Genomic DNA, 16,424 nt, shown 5'->3' with positions numbered 1-16,424 from the left:
CTCTGCGTACTGCCCCTGTCACTGTCTACTCTCGGGAATCCGGCTTTGCATGACCATGCGTCTTCATGCATACTCTTCCTATGTCCAAGGTCCTCACCTCCCTCCCGGCCGGCGAGCTCGTCGGCATCGCCTTCTCCGGTGGCCTCGACACCTCTGTCGCGGTCGCGTGGATGCGCGACAAGGGCGCCGTCCCGTGCACCTACACCGCTGACATCGGTCAGTACGACGAGGCCGACATCGCCTCGGTGCCCGGTCGTGCGAAGACCTACGGTGCCGAGATCGCGCGTCTCGTCGACTGCCGCGCGGCGCTCGTCGAAGAGGGCCTGGCCGCGCTGACCTGCGGGGCGTTCCACATCCGCTCCGGTGGTCGCGCCTACTTCAACACCACCCCGCTCGGCCGCGCCGTCACCGGCACGCTCCTGGTCCGGGCGATGCTCGAGGACAACGTCCAGATCTGGGGCGACGGCTCCACCTTCAAGGGCAACGACATCGAGCGGTTCTACCGCTACGGCCTGCTCGCCAACCCGAACCTGCGGATCTACAAGCCGTGGCTCGACGCGGACTTCGTGACCGAGCTCGGCGGCCGCAAGGAGATGTCGGAGTGGCTGGTCTCCCACGACCTGCCGTACCGGGACAGCACCGAGAAGGCGTACTCCACCGACGCCAACATCTGGGGCGCCACCCACGAGGCCAAGACCCTCGAGCACCTCGACGTGTCCCTGGAGACCGTCGAGCCGATCATGGGCGTGAAGTTCTGGGACCCCTCGGTCGAGATCGCCACCGAGGACGTCGCCATCGGCTTCGAGCAGGGCCGCCCGGTCACGATCAACGGCAAGGAGTTCGCCTCCGCCGTCGACCTGGTCATGGAGGCCAACGCCATCGGCGGCCGCCACGGCATGGGCATGTCCGACCAGATCGAGAACCGGATCATCGAGGCCAAGAGCCGCGGCATCTACGAGGCCCCGGGCATGGCCCTCCTGCACGCCGCGTACGAGCGCCTCGTCAACGCCATCCACAACGAGGACACCCTCGCCCAGTACCACATCGAGGGCCGGCGCCTCGGCCGGCTGATGTACGAGGGCCGCTGGCTGGACCCGCAGGCCCTGATGATCCGGGAGTCCCTGCAGCGCTGGGTCGGCGCCGCCATCACCGGCGAGGTCACCCTGCGGCTGCGGCGCGGCGAGGACTACTCGATCCTCGACACCACGGGCCCGGCCTTCAGCTACCACCCGGACAAGCTCTCCATGGAGCGCACCGAGGACTCCGCCTTCGGCCCGGTCGACCGGATCGGCCAGCTCACCATGCGGAACCTCGACATCGCCGACTCCCGCGCCAAGCTGGAGCAGTACGCGGGCCTCGGTCTGCTCGGCGCGGGCGACTCCGCGGTCGGCTCCGCCCAGGCGGCCGCGACCGGCCTCATCGGCGCCATGCCGGAGGGCGGCGCCCAGGCCATCGCCTCGCGCGGTGAGGCGTCCGACGAGGACGTGGCGCTGGACCGCGCCGCGATGGAGTCGGGCACGGACTGACCGACCGAACACCGTTGAGGGAAGGGCCGGTTCGGCGCGCGGCGCGCCGAACCGGCCTTTCCCTCTTCGTCTCTCTTCGTCTCTCCTCGGCCTGCTCGCCCTCAGGCCCGGTCGAGTGGATGGGCGGTGGTGCGCTCCGCCCAGTCACCCGCCACCAGGTGCGCCGCCGCGCAGTCCGGCTTCCGGTCCGCCTGGTCGCGGAACGCCCGTACGAAGGACGCGGCGAAGCCCTCGCGGGGGTGGGCGGCCGCGAGCGCCGCGGCGAAGTCGGGGTCGAAGGCGTCGAGGCCCGACCCGGACACGTCCGCGCTGGTGCCCACCTGCAGCAGTCGGCTCTCCAGGTCCTCCTCCGGCGTCACGTCGTCCCGCATGTGCAGCACGATGAGCTCCGCGGCCCGGTCCCGCCGCGCCCGCGGCCAGCCGAGACCGGCGGTGAAGACCCGCGCCAGATGACCGCCCGCCTCCTCGAAGGGGAGGGTGTGGCTGTCGAAGGGCGGGGCGAGCGCCATGTCGTGCAACAGCGCCGAGACAAACAGCAGTTCACGGTCGAAGTCGAGTCCGCGCGCCTCCGCCCACGCCGCGCCGAAGGCGTACGACCGCATGGAGTGGTGGTACAGCGCCTCGCCCGCGTACTCCTCGCACACGAGGCGCGCCGCTCGCGCCGCCGGGCCCGTAGGTACCCGTATCCCCGCGATCTCTGTGATCTCGTCGGGCGTCGTCGTCTCCGTGCTCATGGGTGTTCTCCGTATGCGGGCCCGGCGGTCTCGATGAAGCGTCAGCCGGGATTGTTGATCGGGACTCAAGGTCTCGTCAATCGCCTCTCAAGCGGGCGCCTGCCCCTGAGGGAGCGGCGAAGCCCCCTGTTATGGTGCGCCGATGCCTGCGATCAAGAAGTTCCAAGTCACCTTCGACTGTGCGGAACCCGAGCGTCTCGCGCGCTTCTGGTGCGAGGTGCTGGGGTACGTCGCAGAGCCGCCGCCCGAGCAGCGGGATTCCTGGTTCGCCTGCAGTGATCCCTCAGGTGTGGGCCCGCGCCTGTACTTCCAGCGCGTTCCCGAGGGGAAGGCGGTCAAGAACCGGGTGCACCTGGACGTGCGGGTCGGCACCGGACTCGTGGGTCCGGAGCGCCTCGCCGCGCTGGAGGCCGAATGCGCGCGGCTGGTTCCGCTCGGCGCGGTGCACGTGCAGACGCTGTACGACGGCAACGACGCGTGCATCCCGATGCTGGACATCGAGGGCAACGAGTTCTGCATCGACTGAGAGTTGGGACGGCGTCGGCCGAGCGTCGGAGCGGCTCTCAGTGCTGGATCTCGGCCCGCATCCGCTCCTTCTCCGTGCCGATGTCCCAATAGGTGGCGGTGCCGCGCGCGTTGCTGAAGGCGCCCGTGCCACCGGTGATGGCCATGTCGAGCGGGGCTGTCGACCCGCTCGTCCAGAGCGACTGCATCGTCAGGGAGCCACGGTCGAGTTCGATCGTGATCAGGCAGTGCGTCGTCCGCTTCTTGTCCTCCATGCGGACGACCTGGCACGTCCCGCCCCCCAGTCCGGCTCTGCGGCCGTCCTTGTCGAGCGCGATGCCGGAGTAGACGTCCATGTCGCCCAGGCTGGGCCCGGCCGGGCCGAGGTCGGTGGCCGTGAACTGGTCGTTCTGAATCTTGAGTTCGAGGACCTCGACGGGACTCTTCGCCGAGTTCGTCTGGCTCGTCGAGTTCGCCGGGCTCTTCGGAGTGTCGGCGCTCGCGCTGCCCACGGCCCAGATGCCGATCAGCGCGGGGACCAGCGACAGGGCGGAGAACTTCCTCAGCGTGACCATGGTGCTTCCTCCTCGGGGTGGTCGTCCTTGCGAACACCTCGACGCTAGAGAGCGCCAGTCATAGCGTCCAAGACGAATATTGCTATGGACTCATGGCTGGGGAGGCATGAGATGGCGCGACAGCGGTACGGGCCGCCGGTACGTTCCGGCGGCCCGTACGGGTGGAGTGATATCAGCAGGGCCTGACGTAGAAGGTCTTCCTGGGGGACTTGACCTTGCCCTTGCTCTTGGCCGGCTTGCTCTTCTGGATCGTGCGGTGGTGCTTGTCCTTGAACTTCGCGACGGTGCCACGGCTTTGGTTGTTGATGTAGGACGTCGGGTACCACTTCGTCCACGGGCCGTGGTCGACGCAAGAGAACTTCGGGGACTTCCACGAGTACTTCTTGTGGCCGTCCACCCACTTGTAGCCGTGCACGCAGATCGCCCCCGAGGGGCATCGATAGGCGGCCGCCGACGAGGACTCGGCCGACGCCGGGGTCGACGCCGAGCTCTGCGCCTGGGCCGACACCGTCGTGGCGCCGCCCACGGCAAGGACCGCGGCGCCGGCCACGGCCACCCCCGCGATGCGGTGCTTGATCCCGGTGTTCCGGATGCTTGCGATGCTCATGTGTCCCCCGTGTCGGTGCTGTTCTGGGATGACGCGCCAGCGGTTCCTTTCCCCGCCGTGCACACGTCACTTTGCCCGGCGCGCGGTGCCGTGGGCGACGCTCTTCGGGCGTACCCGAAACAGCCAGCTCAGGGGGAACGCCTACCCCAGGGCATGAGCCCGGCGGATCATGCCCTGGTACTACGTTGCGGACGAGGCCGTACGACCGCGAAGTGCCGCCGTACGACCACGGTCTCCACCTTGATCGGTTCCCTTCCCGGCGCTCAACTCGGCTGTCTAGGTTCGGCGTCACACCCACCACAGGGGCGAGTTCGGCCCCTTCCGTGACCGTGACTCGGAGGCAGCAACGATGAAGCAGCGGACCGCACTCACCGGCTCAGTCGCCCTGGCCGTGAGCGCCACCCTGGCGGTCGGCGCCCTCGCCCCGTCGGCGGCGGCGCAGGACGCCCCGAAGGAGAGAGGGCACAAGGCGACCCAGGCGGCTCTGCGCGCCCTCGTCGAGAAGGGCGACCTGCCCGGCGTCGCCGCCAAGGTCCGTGACCGGAACGGGACTTGGTATGGGACGGCGGGATACGCGGACACCGCCACGGGCCGCAAGAGGTCGGCCGACGACCACTTCCGCGGGGCCAGCGTCACCAAGACCTTCATCGCCACCGTCCTGCTCCAGTTGGAGGCCGAGGGGAGGCTGAGCCTGGACGACACCGTCGAGCGGTGGCTGCCCGGACTCATCCACGGCAATGGGTACGACGGTGACGCGATCACCCTGCGGCAGCTCCTCAACCACACCAGCGGCCTCGCCAACCACACCGACGACGCCGACTTCATACGCGGCGCCGCGGGCCCCGGCTTCGAGCAGCACCGCTACGACACGCACACCCCCGAAGAGCTCGTGGCGGTCGCCCTGAAGCACCCGCCGCACCCCGACCCGCAGAAGCACCCCGTCTACTCGAACACGGCCTACGTGGTCGCGGGCATGGTCATCGAGAAGGTCACCGGCCGCAGTTACGCCGAGGAGGTCACCCGGCGCCTCATCAATCCGCTGAAGCTGCGCGAGACGTCCTTCCCCGGTGTGTCGCCCCGGATGCCGGCCCCGCACCCCGTCGCGTACTCCCGTCTCCACGAGGACGCCCCCGACGCCCCCATCGTCGACGCGACCGAGCAGAACATGACCTGGCTCGGTGCCGCGGGCGACATCGTCTCCACCACCGGGGACCTGAATCGCTTTCAGGGCGCCCTGATGCGAGGGCAGTTGCTGCCGAAGGCCCAGATGAAGGAGATGCTCCAGGAAGTGCCGTTCGGGGAAGGCGTCGGCTACGGGCTCGGCGTCGAGTTCGCTCAACTGACGTGCGGAGTGCAGGTCGTGGGCAAGACCGGCCGTGCCAACGGCTCGCTCTCCGCGATGGTCGGCACGCCCGACGGCAAGCACCAGCTGACGTTCAACATCAACGGCGACTGGCTGGCCAAGAGTTCGCTCTACACGGATGTGATCGAGGCGGAGTTCTGCGGAAAGGCGCCGGGCGCCCGCTCATCCTTTTCGGACGTCTCGTGAGCGTCGTCGTGGGCGCGGTCTCAGCCACAGGAGGAGGAGTCGTCGTGCTGACCTGGTCCGGGCTCGGTGAAGCCCGTTGCGGGCGGGCGGCGGGTTCCGGACAGCAGCACTGACGGGGCGCCGACCGACACCGCGTACGTGATCAGCCATCCACAGCAGAGGTGGTGTTGTGGGCCCGGCCGGGCCGTTCCTAGCTTCAGGGGCCCGCGCCGAGGGCCGCACCCCCGGCGCGGGTCCATGCCCTGAGGGAGGACACACCGATGGACACCAGCGACTTCGACCCCGTGTACCCCACCGAGTTCGTAGCCCGGACGAACAAGGACGCCGCCTCGCAGCCCCCGACGAATGAGCAGGACTTCGCGTGCGCGAACCGGAACCTCCTCGCGGTGCCCGACAATTCCGTGGTCCCGACGCGCGACGGCAAGGAAGTCGCCTGGAACTTCGTCGCCTTCGACTTCACGGCAGACGGTGAGCTCTCCCCCGACTCGGTCCATCCCGCCGTGTGGCGCCGAGCCGTACTGCACTCTGTCGGCACCCTGTTCCAGGTCACCGCCGCCGGTACGGCGCAGATGTACCAGGAGCGCAACGGCGACCTCGCCAACCTGACTGTCATCGTCGGTGACTCCGGCCTCGTCGTGGTCGACCCGGTCGGCTCTTACGAGACCGCGCGCGCCGCTCTCCAGCGGTACCGCGCGACGAGGGAAGAGGGCCAGCCGGCCAAGCCGGTCAAGGCGATCGTGTACACCCAGAGCGGCGTGGACCACTTCGGCGGCGCGCGCGGCCTGTTCGATGGCGGCGAGGTGCCCGCCGACCTGAAGGTGTTCGCCCCCGAGGGCTTCCTCGCCGACGCCACGCTGCGGCACGTCACCCAGGGCGCCACCACGGCGCGCCTCGTCGACTACGCCTACGGCACCCGCCTTGATGCCAGCCCCATCGGCCTGGTCGACTCCACCCTGGGCCGCACCGTGTCCCTGGGCGAGGCCACCCTCATCCCGCCGACCGACATCATCGGCGGCCCCCTGCAGCGCCCGACCCCGGAGAGGAACTGGCCGCAGGAGACGGGCATCGCCTGGCGCGAGGGCCTGTACGCCCTCCAAGTCGCCGGGATCTGGCTGGTGTTCCAGCCGACCGGCCCCGTCACCGCCTCCCCGGCGCAGATGAATCTCTACGTTCCCGCCCTCAAGACCGTCTACCTGCCCGGTCCGGGCCTGCTCGGCAGCTCCCGCGCCGCCGCCACCGCCTCCCCGGGCGAGGCGAAGGCCGCCTTCGCAGCCCAGGCCCAAATCGTCGCCGGTGCCTACGAGTTCCCCTTCTGGATCCAGTACGAGGGCGACGTCCTCTCCGGCCCCAGCGTCGCCGACCACCTCACTGCCCTACGGGACGCCGCCGCCACGGGCCTGGACGCCGGGCCGCTCGCCGGCCTGTTCACCTCCACCGGCTACGCGGGCACCCCCGCCCGGACCGTGCGCGAGGTCTGGTCCCGCCTCGCCGACACCCCGCTGCGCGCCGCCGAGCTCGCCGTGAGCGCCAAGACGGCGCTGGTGGCCCACGGTGGCACCGACAAGGCAGTGGCCGCGGCGCGGGACGCCTACGACGCGGCCACGCCCGACTATGTACGGGTCGTGGACCTGACCGACCAGGTCCTCGCCGCCTCCACGATCCCCCTCGCCGTCTCCGACAAGGCCCTGTCCGCGGCCAAGGACCTCCAGGTCAAGGCCCTCACCCAGCTCGCCTACCTCGCCCCCGAAGGCCGTCTGCGCAACGCGTGCCTCACCGCGGCACTCGACGTGCGCACCTTCCCCAAGGCCCCCGTCCTCCGCTTCCCGCAGAAGGTCGGTGACCTGCTGAACCTCAACTGATCCCGCGGCCGCTCAGCGCCTGGCGTGGTCGAGGAAGGCGCGCCAGGCGCCGGGGGTGAAGGTGAAGTGGGGGCGGGCCGTGTCCTTGGAGTCGCGGACGTGGATGAGGGTGGGGCAGGTGGCTACCTCTACGCAGTCGTCGCCCTCGGTGCCGCTGTACGACGACTTGTGCCAGTCGAGGGCTACTTCGATGCAGCTGTCGCCCTGGTCGCTGCTGTAGCTGGACTTGAACCAGGCGAGTTCGGCAGTGCTCACAGCTCTCCTCGCAGTCGCTCCAGCAGGCCCAAGGAGTCTGCGGGAGTAAGGGCCTGCGAGCGCAGTGTCGCATACCGCTGATGGAGTTCAGCAGCCTCTTTCGGGTCGTAGATCAACCGGCCGTTCTTCTGCCCTTCCGAGTATGCGGACCGTTGTCCATCCGGGGTTTCCAGCAGCTGCATGGGACCCGCCAGGCTGGCGTGACGCTCGCACTCCAGCGGCATCACCTGGAGCACCACGTTCCGCGCCTGCGCGCACCTGATCATGTGGTCGAGCAAGTCGCGAGTGACCTCGGGGCCGCCCAACTGGCGTCTCAGCACCGCCTCTTCGATGATGAAGCTGAACGATGTGTTGGGCCGCTCCTGCAAGATGCGCTGACGCTCCAGCCGGATGAGCACCTGGGACTCCAGGTGCTCATCGGTGATCGGCGGAATCGAGTTGTCGTACACGGCGCGGATGTACCCCTCCGACTGGAGCAGCCCAGGTACCAGCCTGCATTCGTACGTATCGAGACTGATCGCCTGCTTCTCCAGCCAGGCCCACCTGCGGAACCATGCTGCGAAGCCGGGTTGCCGACATACCCTGCGAAACGCCTTGCGCAGTGCCCCCGTGTTACCGGTCGCCGACTCGGCCAGTTCCACGAATTTCGTGTCCGGCATCCTCCGGCCCAACTCGATCGACTCCACCGTGTGCTTGGACAGATGCACGAGCGGTGCGAACTCCTCGCGGGTCAGCCCCGCGTGCTCCCGCAGCCCCTGCAGAAACGCCCCGAACGTCTGCATGCTGTCCGAGGACTCCGGCTCATTGCTCTCCCAGGCCATGTGCGGCCCCCTCCCGATGAGTGGATCTCCCCGCGATCAACTCACCCAGAGTGACGACCTGGTGACCGTACTGTCCAGGGCGTCAGCCCGTACTCCGGTGGGAGTACGGAGGAGTGCGGAGGTGCGCAACATCCAGGGAATTCCCGTAACCGGTCGGGGAGGCGGCCTGCAAGGGTTCCCGGCGGGACTGCTGCCGATCGGTCGACGAGGGCGCTTTCAGGGCGACTTCAGACAGCGGGTGCCCTCGCCCCGCCGGACGTGAGAATCTCGCCGGACGGCGCGAAGCACTCATGTGCCGCGCCGAGAAGCGAGACGCCGTCGAAGGGAGTCACGTGGTCGAGCGTCGGGTGCCCCGGCCCAGGGAGCTGGCCGAGATCCTGCGGCCCAGGAGGCCGGTTCTCGATCCGGTCGAACGGCGCCTCGCGCAGGCCCACACCATCGCGGACCTGCGGCGCCTCGCCGTCCGCCGGTGCCCGCGCGCGGTCTTCGACTACGTCGACGGGGCCGCCGAGGGCGAGATCAGCCTGCGGCGGGCCCGACGGGCCTTCGCGCGGGCCGAGTTCCACCCCCACGTGCTGCGCGGCGTCGCCGACGTCGACCTCGGAGTGGACGTCCTGGGCAAGCGCTCGGAGCTGCCCTTCGCCCTCGCCCCCACCGGGTTCACGCGGATGATGCACCACGAGGGCGAGCGCGCCGTCGTCGCGGCGGCCCGGCAGGGCGGGATCCCGTACGCCCTGTCGACCATGGGCACGACGTCCATCGAGGACGTGGCCGCGGCCGAGCCCGACGCCCGCCGCTGGTTCCAGCTGTACGTGTGGCGGGACCGGGCCGCCTGCCGCGACCTCATCGACCGGGCCCGCGCCGCCGGGTACGACACGCTGATCCTCACCGTGGACACCCCGGTCGCCGGGGCCCGCCTGCGCGATGTGCGCAACGGCCTGACCCTGCCCCCGAGCCTCGGCCTGCGCACCTTCCTCGACGGCGCCCTGCACCCCTCCTGGTGGGCGAACCTCCTCACCACCGAGCCGCTCACCTTCGCCTCCCTCACCTCCTGGGACGGCACCGTGGCCGAGCTGGTGAACGCCATGTTCGACCCGTCGCTCGACTTCGACGACCTGGACTGGGTGCGCGCGGCCTGGCCCGGCAAACTCGTCGTCAAGGGCATCCAGAACAGCGACGACGCCCGCGACGTGGTCAAGCACGGCGCCGACGCGGTCGTGGTCTCCAACCACGGCGGCCGCCAACTCGACCGCGCCCCCACCCCGTTGGAGCTTCTCCCGAAGACCGTCGACGCCGTCCAGGGCGAGGCCGAGGTCTGGCTGGACACCGGCATCCTGTCCGGCGCCGACATCGTGGCGGGCCTCGCACGGGGCGCCGACCTGTGCCTGGTCGGCCGCGCCTACCTGTACGGGCTGATGGCGGGCGGCCGACGGGGCGTCGAGCGGGCCGTCGACATCCTGCGCACCGAGATCCTGCGGACGATGCAGCTGCTCGGGGTCGAGCGGATCGCGGACCTGCGGCCGGAGCACGTCACGGTGCGGTAGCGGGTGAGCGGGTGAGCGGGTGGCTGGTCAGCCGCTCTCGACGCCGACCGTCAGGGACCCCGCGTACCCGTCGGCGGGGGTGTCCCCGAGGGCGGTCAGCGTCAGCAGGCCGGAGGCCGCACCGGCACCGTCGTAGATGGAGTCCTGGTCGAGCGTGGTGCGCGGCACTTCGTTGGCGGCGTAGGCGGGCACGGTGGCGACCGCCTCCGTGACCTTCTCGTCGAAGAAGAGCTGCCCGGTGTGGAGCTGCCGGCCGCCTTCGAAGTGGCCGTCGTCGGTCAGCGTGACATCGGTGTGCACCTTGAGGTGGATGTGGACGCAGCGGCCCCGGTACCAGCCCGGGTAGATGGATGTGATCTCGGCGACGCCGTCGGGTCCGGTGAGGACACCGCCGCGCAGGAACGTGCCGTTGTCGGGCTCGTCATGGCCGTTGCCGCCGACGAACCCGGAGTACTCGCCGAGCGCGTCGCAGTGCCAGACCTCGACCAGGGCCCGGTCCAGAGGGGCGCAGGTGTCGTCGTCGACGACGGTGAGGGTGAGCCGGAACGGGATGCCGGCCTTGGCTTCGCTGACGTCGGCGCGGACGAAGGCGCCGTCGAGGTAGTAGGGGCCTTCGGTCAGCTCCTTGGTGAGGGTGCAGACAGCGGGGGCCGGTGATGCCTCGCGCTGGGCGGCCACGGCTCTGCTGCCGACGGTGAGCGCGGCCGCGGTGGCGCCGCCGGCGAGCAGGACGGTCCGGCGGCCGATGCGGTTCTTCTCCGAGAAGTCTGTCATGGGCATGGAAATGTAGAGGCGATTCCTGTGGTCTGTCTGTCAGTGGACTGTGGTTTCGGAAACCGCTTGCCGGTTCAACGGCATTGGCCGAAAGGGGAGTTGGCGAGGCCATGCGGTGGCGGCCGCCCGGCGCCGCGGGGTGCAGCTCGTGGCCGCGGTGCGCCGAAGTCCGGTGTCAACCTCCTGAACGGGAGCGGCGGCCGACCTGTCGCGTACTGACCCACCGCTCTCCCCGCGCTCTCCTTCAGAACGTCCGAAAGGAGGCCCAGGTATGGACCATTCCCTCAACGGCGCGCCCACAGAGCGGTGTTGACCCGCAGAGCGGTGTTGAAGGGAGCCGCCGTGGGAGGGGGCGGTGGCCGTGCCGCGGCCCGTGGGGGCCGGTTGGTCCCTCAGCGCGCCGAGAAGGCGTGCACCGTCGACGAGCGGTGGACCGCACCGGGACGCAGCACCGTCGACGGGAACGACGGGTGGTTCGGTGAGTCCGGGAAGTGCTGCGTCTCCAGGCACAGCCCGTCGCTCTGCCGGTACACCCGGCCGCCGGTCCCGGTGAGCGTGCCGTTCAGGAAGTTGCCCGAATAGAACTGCACTCCCGGCTCGGTCGTCGCGATGGTCATCGTCCGCCCCGAGCCCGGGTCACGCAGCCTCGCGAAGGGCTCGGGGGAGCGGGTGAGGCCCTTGTCGAGGACCCAGTTGTGGTCGTAGCCCTGGGCCGTCACCAGCTGCGGGTGCGCCGCCCGGATGTCGTCCCCGACGCGCTTGCCCCGGCGGAAGTCGAAGGGCGTGCCCGATACGCGGGCCAGCTCGCCGGTCGGGATCAGGCCCTTGTCGGTGGGCGTGAACCGGCTGCCTGCGAGGCGCAGTTCGTGTGCGAGGACGTCTCCGCTGCCCTCGCCCGCGAGGTTGTAGTACGTGTGGTTGGTGAGGTTGACCACCGTCGCCCTGTCGGTCGTCGCCGCGTAGTCGATGCGCCAGTCCCCGCGCGCAGTCAGGGTGTACGTGACCTTGACCCGCAGCGTGCCGGGGTAGCCCATCTCGCCGTCCCCGCTGACGCGGGTGAGGACCAGGCCGACGCCACCGCGTGCGTCCGTGAAGGGCTGCACGTCCCACACGCGCTTGTCGAAGCCCTTGGCGCCGCCGTGCAGGCTGTTCTCGCCGTCGTTGACGGACAGCTGGTGCGTGGTGCCGTCGAGGGTGAAGCGGCCCTTGGCGATGCGGTTGCCGTAGCGGCCGATGAGGGCGCCGAAGAAGGTGGTGGCGGACAGGTAGTCGTCGAGGTTGTCGAAACCCAACGAGACGTTGGCGTACCGGCCGTGACGGTCCGGCAGCTCCAGGGACTGCACGATTCCGCCGTACGAGAGGACCTTGAGGCGGGTGCCGCCGTTGCTGAGGGTCCAGCGGTCCACCCGGGTGCCGTCGGGCATCCGCCCGAAGGGTTCTTTGACCGGGGGCCTTCTGTCGGTGGTGGCGCGGGCGGTGCCGGTGGCGGTTGCGGTGAGTCCCGCGGCTGCGGCCGCTGTGAGCACGGTGCGTCTGCTGGTTTCCATGTGTGGCTCCTGGGTTGGGAGTTGTTTCCTCTTCCCCAAGCCCGCCCCTTCCCGAATCGCCGCTCCGCGGCCCGGGGTGGGCCTGTATCGCCTTGAGGGCGATCCCTTAAGGCCGATATGGGTGCCCCAGGGCGACGGAGTCGCCGTTTCGGGAAGGGGCGGGGCTGGGGAAAAGGGGACCGTTCGGGCCTAGCGGCCCACCTTCCGCTTGTTCCAGACGTCGAACCCGACCGCCGCCAGCAGCACGAGCCCCTTGATGACCTGCTGGTAGTCCGTGCCGATGCCGACGAGTGACATGCCGTTGTTGAGGACCCCGAGCACGAGTCCGCCGATCACCGCGCCCATCACCGTGCCGACGCCGCCGCTCATCGACGCGCCGCCGATGAACGACGCGGCGATGGCCTCCAGTTCGAAGTTGAGGCCCGCCTGCGGGGTGCCCGCGTTGAGGCGGGCCGCGTAGACACAGCCCGCGAGCGCCGCGAGGACGCCCATGTTGACGAAGACGAGGAAGGTGACCCGCTGGTCCTTCACGCCGGACAGCTTCGCGGCGGCCTTGTTGCCGCCGAGGGCGTACACATGCCGACCCACGACCGCGTTGCGCATCACGTAGCCGAGCCCGATCAGCAGGCCGCACATGATGAGCATGACCACCGGGACGCCGTGGAAGCTGGCGAGCGTGAGGGTGAAGGCCACCACCGCCGCCGTCATCGCCACGCACTTCGCCGCCCACAGACCGGCGGGGAGCACGTCCAGTTCGTACGCCAACTGGCGCTTGCGGTCCCGCCATTCGCGCAGCAGGAGGAAGGCGACGGCCACGAAGCCGAGGGCGAGTGTCGGGTTGTGGTACTGCGTGTACGGGCCCATCTCGGGGATGAAGCCCTTCGCGATGTTCTGGAAGCCGTCGGGGAAGGGAGCCAGGGACTGCCCTTCCAGGACGATCTGGGTGAGGCCGCGGAACAGCAGCATCCCGGCGAGCGTCACGATGAACGACGGGATGCCGAGATACGCGATGAAGAAGCCCTGCCAGGCCCCGGCCACCGCGCCGATCAGCAGGGAGAGGACGAGGGCCAGCACCCAGGGCAGGTCGTGCTTCACCATCATGACCGCCGCCATGGCGCCGACGAAGGCGACGAGCGAGCCCACCGACAGGTCGATGTGGCCCGCGATGATGACGATCATCATGCCGATGGCCAGGATGAGGATGTAGCCGTTCTGCTGGATCAGGTTCGAGACGTTGCCCGGCAGCAGCAGCGTGCCGTCCGTCCAGATCTGGAACAGGACGACGATGAAGGCGAGCGCGATCAGCATCCCGTACTGGCGCATGTTGGCGCGCACGCTGTCGAGGAGGACCGCCCCCGCCGAATGAACGGCGTTACCGGCGGCGGTCGTTGGCGGAGTGTCCTTGGGGGGAGTGGTCGTCGTGGTCATCGCGGGGCCTCAGCTTCTGGTCTGGGTCATCTGGCGCATCAGGACTTCCTGGGTGGCGTCGGCCCGCTCCACCTCACCGGTGAACCGCCCCTCGGCCATCGTGTAGATCCGGTCGCACATCCCGAGCAGCTCGGGCAGTTCGGAGGAGATGAACACCACCGCCTTGCCCTGCGCCGCGAGCCGGTCGATGACCGTGTAGATCTCGTACTTGGCGCCGACGTCGATGCCGCGCGTCGGCTCGTCGAGGATCAGCACCTCCGGGTCGGCGTGGATCCACTTGCTCAGCACGACCTTCTGCTGGTTGCCGCCGGAGAGGCGGCCCACCTGCTCGAAGACCGTGGGCGCCTTGATGTTCATGGAGGTGCGGTACCGCTCGGCGACCGACCGCTCGTGGTGCTCGTCGACGACGCCGCGCCGCGTCATCCCGGACAGGGACGCCAGGGAGACATTGCGGTGGATGGTGTCGATGAGGTTGAGGCCGTAGCGCTTGCGGTCCTCGGTGACGTACGCGATCCCCGCCGCCACGGCCGCAGGCACCGTCTTCGTCTGCACGGCCCTGCCGTTCACGGCGACCGTGCCGGCCTCGTAGATGCCGTACGAGCGGCCGAACACCGACATCGCCAGCTCGGTGCGGCCCGCGCCCATCAGGCCCGCGATGCCGACGATCTCGCCGCGCCGCACGGTCAGCGACACGTCGTCGACGACGGTGCGCTGGTGGTCGACGGGGTGCCGGACCGTCCAGCCGGAGACCTCCAGGGCGGTCTCCGGCTCGCCCTCGTACGCCGTCCGCTCTGGGAAGCGGTGGTCGAGGTCGCGCCCGACCATGCCCCGGATGATGCGGTCCTCGCTCAACTCCGGGGCGGACGAGCGGTGTTCGCGCACCGTCAGGGTCTCGACGGACCGGCCGTCGCGCAGGATGGTCACCGCGTCCGCGATCTGCCGGATCTCGCCCAGCTTGTGGGAGATGATGATGGAGGCGATGCCCTGCTCCCGCAGCTCCACGATCAGATCGAGGAGCGTGGCGCTGTCCTCGTCGTTGAGGGCGGCCGTCGGCTCGTCGAGGATCAGCAGCCGCACCTCCTTGGACAGCGCCTTCGCGATCTCCACCAACTGCTGTTTGCCGACGCCTATGTCGGCCACCGGCGTCTGCGGGTTCTCGCGCAGACCCACCCGCTTGAGCAGCTGCTGGGCCCGCCGCAGCGTGCCGTTCCAGTCCACGAAGCCGGCCGCCGACGTCTGCTCGTTGCCGAGGAAGATGTTCTCCGCGATCGACAAGTACGGGACGAGCGCCAGCTCCTGATGGATGATCACGATGCCGCGCTTCTCACTGGCCCGGATGTCCTTGAAGGCGACCGGCTCCCCGTCGAAGAGGATCTCCCCCTCGTACGAGCCGTGCGCGTGCACCCCGCTGAGGACCTTCATCAGGGTCGACTTCCCGGCCCCGTTCTCGCCGCAGACCGCGTGGATCTCCCCGGCCCGGACGCTCAGGGTGACGTCGGACAGGGCGCGCACGCCGGGGAAGGTCTTGGTGATGCCGCGCATCTCCAGGACGGGCCCGGCCCCTGGAATGCCCTGCGCCGCGCTCACTTCAGCTGTCCCGCCGTGAAGTACTTCTCGTCCAGGAGGAGTTGCGTGTTCTTCTTGTCGACGCTGACCGGCTTCAGCAGATACGCGGGCACGGTCTTCTTGCCGTTGTCGTAGTCCGTGGTGTTGTTGACCTTCGGCTTGCGGTCGCCCAGGACCGCGTCGCCCATCGCCACCGCCTGCGCGGCCAGCTTGCGGGTGTCCTTGAAGACCGTCTGCGTCTGCTCGCCCCGGATGATGGACTTCACCGAGGCCAGCTCGGCGTCCTGCCCCGTGACGACGGGCAGGTCCTTGGAGGCGTAACCGGCGCTCTTCAGCGCGGAGATGATGCCGATCGACATCCCGTCGTACGGGGACAGGACCGCGTCGACCTTCTCGTCGCCGTAGCTCTTGCTGATGAGGTCGTCCATGCGCTTCTGCGCGATGCCGCCGTTCCAGTCCTGCGTGGTGGCCTGGTTCATCCTCGTCTGCTTGCTGCGCACGACGAGCTGGCCGGAGTCGAAGTAGGGCCGCAGGACCTTCATGGCCCCGCCCCAGAAGTACTTGGTGTTGTTGTCGTTGGGCGAGCCGGCGAACAGCTCGATGTTGTAGTGCTCGCCGGAGTCCTTCTCGGGCTTCTTCAGCTTCAGCCGGTCGAGGATGTACTGCCCTTGGAGGCGGCCGACCTTCTCGTTGTCGAAGGACGCGTAGTAGTCCACGTACGGAGTGCCGAGGATGAGCCGGTCGTACGAGATCACGGGGATCCCGGCGTCGTGTGCGCGCTGGAGCACCTCGGTGAGCGCCGAGCCGTTGATCGCCGCGACGACGAGCAGCCGGTGTCCCTTGGTGATCATGTTCTCCAGCTGGGCGACCTGGTTCTCCACCTTGTCGTCGCCGTACTGCAGATCGGTCTTGTAACCGGCCTTCTTGAACTGCTCGGCCATGTTCTTGCCGTCGGCTATCCAGCGCTCCGACGACTTGGTGGGCATCGCGAGCCCGATCGTGCCGCCCTTGCCGTCGTCGGGCCGGTAGCGGCTGCCGCCCTTGGCCTCCTGGCCGCACGCGGTGAGGGAGAGGGGGAGCGCGAGGGCGAGGAGGGCGGCGCTCACCGTCGTACGGAATCTGCGGGTACGCATGG

Annotated in this window: 15 protein-coding genes; 5 read left to right on the top strand and 10 right to left on the bottom strand. The window is 69.3% G+C overall.

The features are described 5' to 3' along the window. Positions 1-80 precede the first annotated feature (80 nt). Positions 81-1,526 (top strand): argininosuccinate synthase, encoded by a 1,446-nt coding sequence (gene argG, locus ACQB60_RS07970; protein WP_496925115.1) that lies wholly within the window; start codon positions 81-83, stop codon positions 1,524-1,526. A gap of 101 nt (positions 1,527-1,627) precedes the next feature. On the opposite strand, the gene ACQB60_RS07965 is transcribed toward argG, so the two are convergent. Further along, positions 1,628-2,260, bottom strand: coding sequence for an HD domain-containing protein (locus tag ACQB60_RS07965; protein WP_496925114.1), 633 nt, complete (start codon positions 2,258-2,260; stop codon positions 1,628-1,630). A 142-nt stretch (positions 2,261-2,402) separates the two neighbouring features. On the opposite strand from ACQB60_RS07965, the gene ACQB60_RS07960 reads away from it, so the two are divergent. Continuing rightward, a complete protein-coding gene (locus tag ACQB60_RS07960; protein ID WP_496925113.1) occupies positions 2,403-2,786 on the top strand; it encodes a VOC family protein in 384 nt (127 codons plus the stop codon). 37 nt (positions 2,787-2,823) lie between these two features. Here the strand turns inward: ACQB60_RS07960 and ACQB60_RS07955 are convergent, their stop codons facing one another. Both ACQB60_RS07955 and ACQB60_RS07950 read right to left on the bottom strand, forming a co-directional pair. Next, positions 2,824-3,339: an allene oxide cyclase barrel-like domain-containing protein gene (locus ACQB60_RS07955; RefSeq protein WP_496925112.1), complete on the bottom strand. Its 516-nt coding sequence runs from the start codon at positions 3,337-3,339 to the stop codon at positions 2,824-2,826. 172 nt (positions 3,340-3,511) lie between these two features. Continuing rightward, entirely contained in the window at positions 3,512-3,946 is a 435-nt protein-coding gene (locus ACQB60_RS07950; RefSeq protein WP_496925111.1) for a hypothetical protein, read from the bottom strand. Positions 3,947-4,295: 349 nt separating this feature from the next. Between ACQB60_RS07950 and ACQB60_RS07945 the strand changes: the two genes are divergently transcribed. Both ACQB60_RS07945 and ACQB60_RS07940 read left to right on the top strand, forming a co-directional pair. After that, positions 4,296-5,495 carry a serine hydrolase domain-containing protein gene (locus ACQB60_RS07945; protein ID WP_496925110.1) on the top strand — a complete coding sequence of 400 codons (1,200 nt, stop codon included), beginning with the start codon at positions 4,296-4,298 and terminating at the stop codon, positions 5,493-5,495. 260 nt (positions 5,496-5,755) lie between these two features. After that, entirely contained in the window at positions 5,756-7,354 is a 1,599-nt protein-coding gene (locus ACQB60_RS07940; protein ID WP_496925109.1) for an MBL fold metallo-hydrolase, read from the top strand. A 12-nt stretch (positions 7,355-7,366) separates the two neighbouring features. Here the strand turns inward: ACQB60_RS07940 and ACQB60_RS07935 are convergent, their stop codons facing one another. Both ACQB60_RS07935 and ACQB60_RS07930 read right to left on the bottom strand, forming a co-directional pair. Continuing rightward, positions 7,367-7,609, bottom strand: coding sequence for a DUF397 domain-containing protein (locus ACQB60_RS07935; protein WP_496925108.1), 243 nt, complete (start codon positions 7,607-7,609; stop codon positions 7,367-7,369). Next, the gene (locus tag ACQB60_RS07930) at positions 7,606-8,430 is read right to left on the bottom strand and encodes a helix-turn-helix domain-containing protein (protein ID WP_496925107.1); all 825 of its coding nucleotides are present in this window, start codon (positions 8,428-8,430) and stop codon (positions 7,606-7,608) included. Before ACQB60_RS07930 ends, ACQB60_RS07935 begins: the two co-directional genes overlap by 4 nt. Before the next feature lie 332 nt (positions 8,431-8,762). Here ACQB60_RS07930 and ACQB60_RS07925 point away from each other — a divergent pair, with 332 nt between their 5' ends. Further along, positions 8,763-9,974 (top strand): alpha-hydroxy acid oxidase, encoded by a 1,212-nt coding sequence (locus tag ACQB60_RS07925; protein ID WP_496925106.1) that lies wholly within the window; start codon positions 8,763-8,765, stop codon positions 9,972-9,974. Between the two features lie 27 nt (positions 9,975-10,001). Here the strand turns inward: ACQB60_RS07925 and ACQB60_RS07920 are convergent, their stop codons facing one another. The 5 genes from ACQB60_RS07920 to chvE all read right to left on the bottom strand — a co-directional run bounded on the left by ACQB60_RS07920 (position 10,002) and on the right by chvE (position 16,422). Beyond that, entirely contained in the window at positions 10,002-10,754 is a 753-nt protein-coding gene (locus ACQB60_RS07920) for an intradiol ring-cleavage dioxygenase (RefSeq protein ID WP_496925105.1), read from the bottom strand. Between the two features lie 386 nt (positions 10,755-11,140). Next, on the bottom strand, positions 11,141-12,295 hold the full coding sequence (locus tag ACQB60_RS07915) for an aldose epimerase family protein (protein ID WP_496925104.1): 1,155 nt from the start codon (positions 12,293-12,295) through the stop codon (positions 11,141-11,143). Between the two features lie 189 nt (positions 12,296-12,484). Beyond that, complete coding sequence (gene mmsB / locus ACQB60_RS07910) at positions 12,485-13,723, bottom strand: multiple monosaccharide ABC transporter permease (protein ID WP_496925103.1); 1,239 nt, start codon at positions 13,721-13,723, stop codon at positions 12,485-12,487. A gap of 9 nt (positions 13,724-13,732) precedes the next feature. Beyond that, complete coding sequence (mmsA, locus tag ACQB60_RS07905; RefSeq protein ID WP_496925638.1) at positions 13,733-15,265, bottom strand: multiple monosaccharide ABC transporter ATP-binding protein; 1,533 nt, start codon at positions 15,263-15,265, stop codon at positions 13,733-13,735. A gap of 41 nt (positions 15,266-15,306) precedes the next feature. Then, positions 15,307-16,422, bottom strand: a complete 1,116-nt coding sequence (gene chvE, locus ACQB60_RS07900; protein ID WP_496925102.1) for a multiple monosaccharide ABC transporter substrate-binding protein — start codon at positions 16,420-16,422, stop codon at positions 15,307-15,309. Positions 16,423-16,424 lie beyond the last annotated feature (2 nt).

This window comes from Streptomyces odontotermitis (genome assembly GCF_050510915.1).
Lineage (GTDB): Bacteria > Actinomycetota > Actinomycetes > Streptomycetales > Streptomycetaceae > Streptomyces.
The sequence above is the reverse complement of the archived record's forward strand: the minus strand, read 5'-3'. Positions and strand labels throughout refer to the sequence as shown.

Excerpts from the sequence above, each read along its gene's own strand:
- argG (WP_496925115.1), top strand. The coding sequence starts at position 81 with ATGTCCAAGGTCCTCACCTCCCTCCCGGCCGGCGAGCTCGTCGGCATC.
- ACQB60_RS07965 (WP_496925114.1), bottom strand. The coding sequence starts at position 2,260 with ATGAGCACGGAGACGACGACGCCCGACGAGATCACAGAGATCGCGGGG.
- ACQB60_RS07960 (WP_496925113.1), top strand. The coding sequence starts at position 2,403 with ATGCCTGCGATCAAGAAGTTCCAAGTCACCTTCGACTGTGCGGAACCC.
- ACQB60_RS07955 (WP_496925112.1), bottom strand. The coding sequence starts at position 3,339 with ATGGTCACGCTGAGGAAGTTCTCCGCCCTGTCGCTGGTCCCCGCGCTG.
- ACQB60_RS07950 (WP_496925111.1), bottom strand. The coding sequence starts at position 3,946 with ATGAGCATCGCAAGCATCCGGAACACCGGGATCAAGCACCGCATCGCG.
- ACQB60_RS07945 (WP_496925110.1), top strand. The coding sequence starts at position 4,296 with ATGAAGCAGCGGACCGCACTCACCGGCTCAGTCGCCCTGGCCGTGAGC.
- ACQB60_RS07940 (WP_496925109.1), top strand. The coding sequence starts at position 5,756 with ATGGACACCAGCGACTTCGACCCCGTGTACCCCACCGAGTTCGTAGCC.
- ACQB60_RS07930 (WP_496925107.1), bottom strand. The coding sequence starts at position 8,430 with ATGGCCTGGGAGAGCAATGAGCCGGAGTCCTCGGACAGCATGCAGACG.
- ACQB60_RS07920 (WP_496925105.1), bottom strand. The coding sequence starts at position 10,754 with ATGCCCATGACAGACTTCTCGGAGAAGAACCGCATCGGCCGCCGGACC.
- ACQB60_RS07915 (WP_496925104.1), bottom strand. The coding sequence starts at position 12,295 with ATGGAAACCAGCAGACGCACCGTGCTCACAGCGGCCGCAGCCGCGGGA.
- mmsB (WP_496925103.1), bottom strand. The coding sequence starts at position 13,723 with ATGACCACGACGACCACTCCCCCCAAGGACACTCCGCCAACGACCGCC.
- mmsA (WP_496925638.1), bottom strand. The coding sequence starts at position 15,265 with ATGCGCGGCATCACCAAGACCTTCCCCGGCGTGCGCGCCCTGTCCGAC.
- chvE (WP_496925102.1), bottom strand. The coding sequence starts at position 16,422 with ATGCGTACCCGCAGATTCCGTACGACGGTGAGCGCCGCCCTCCTCGCC.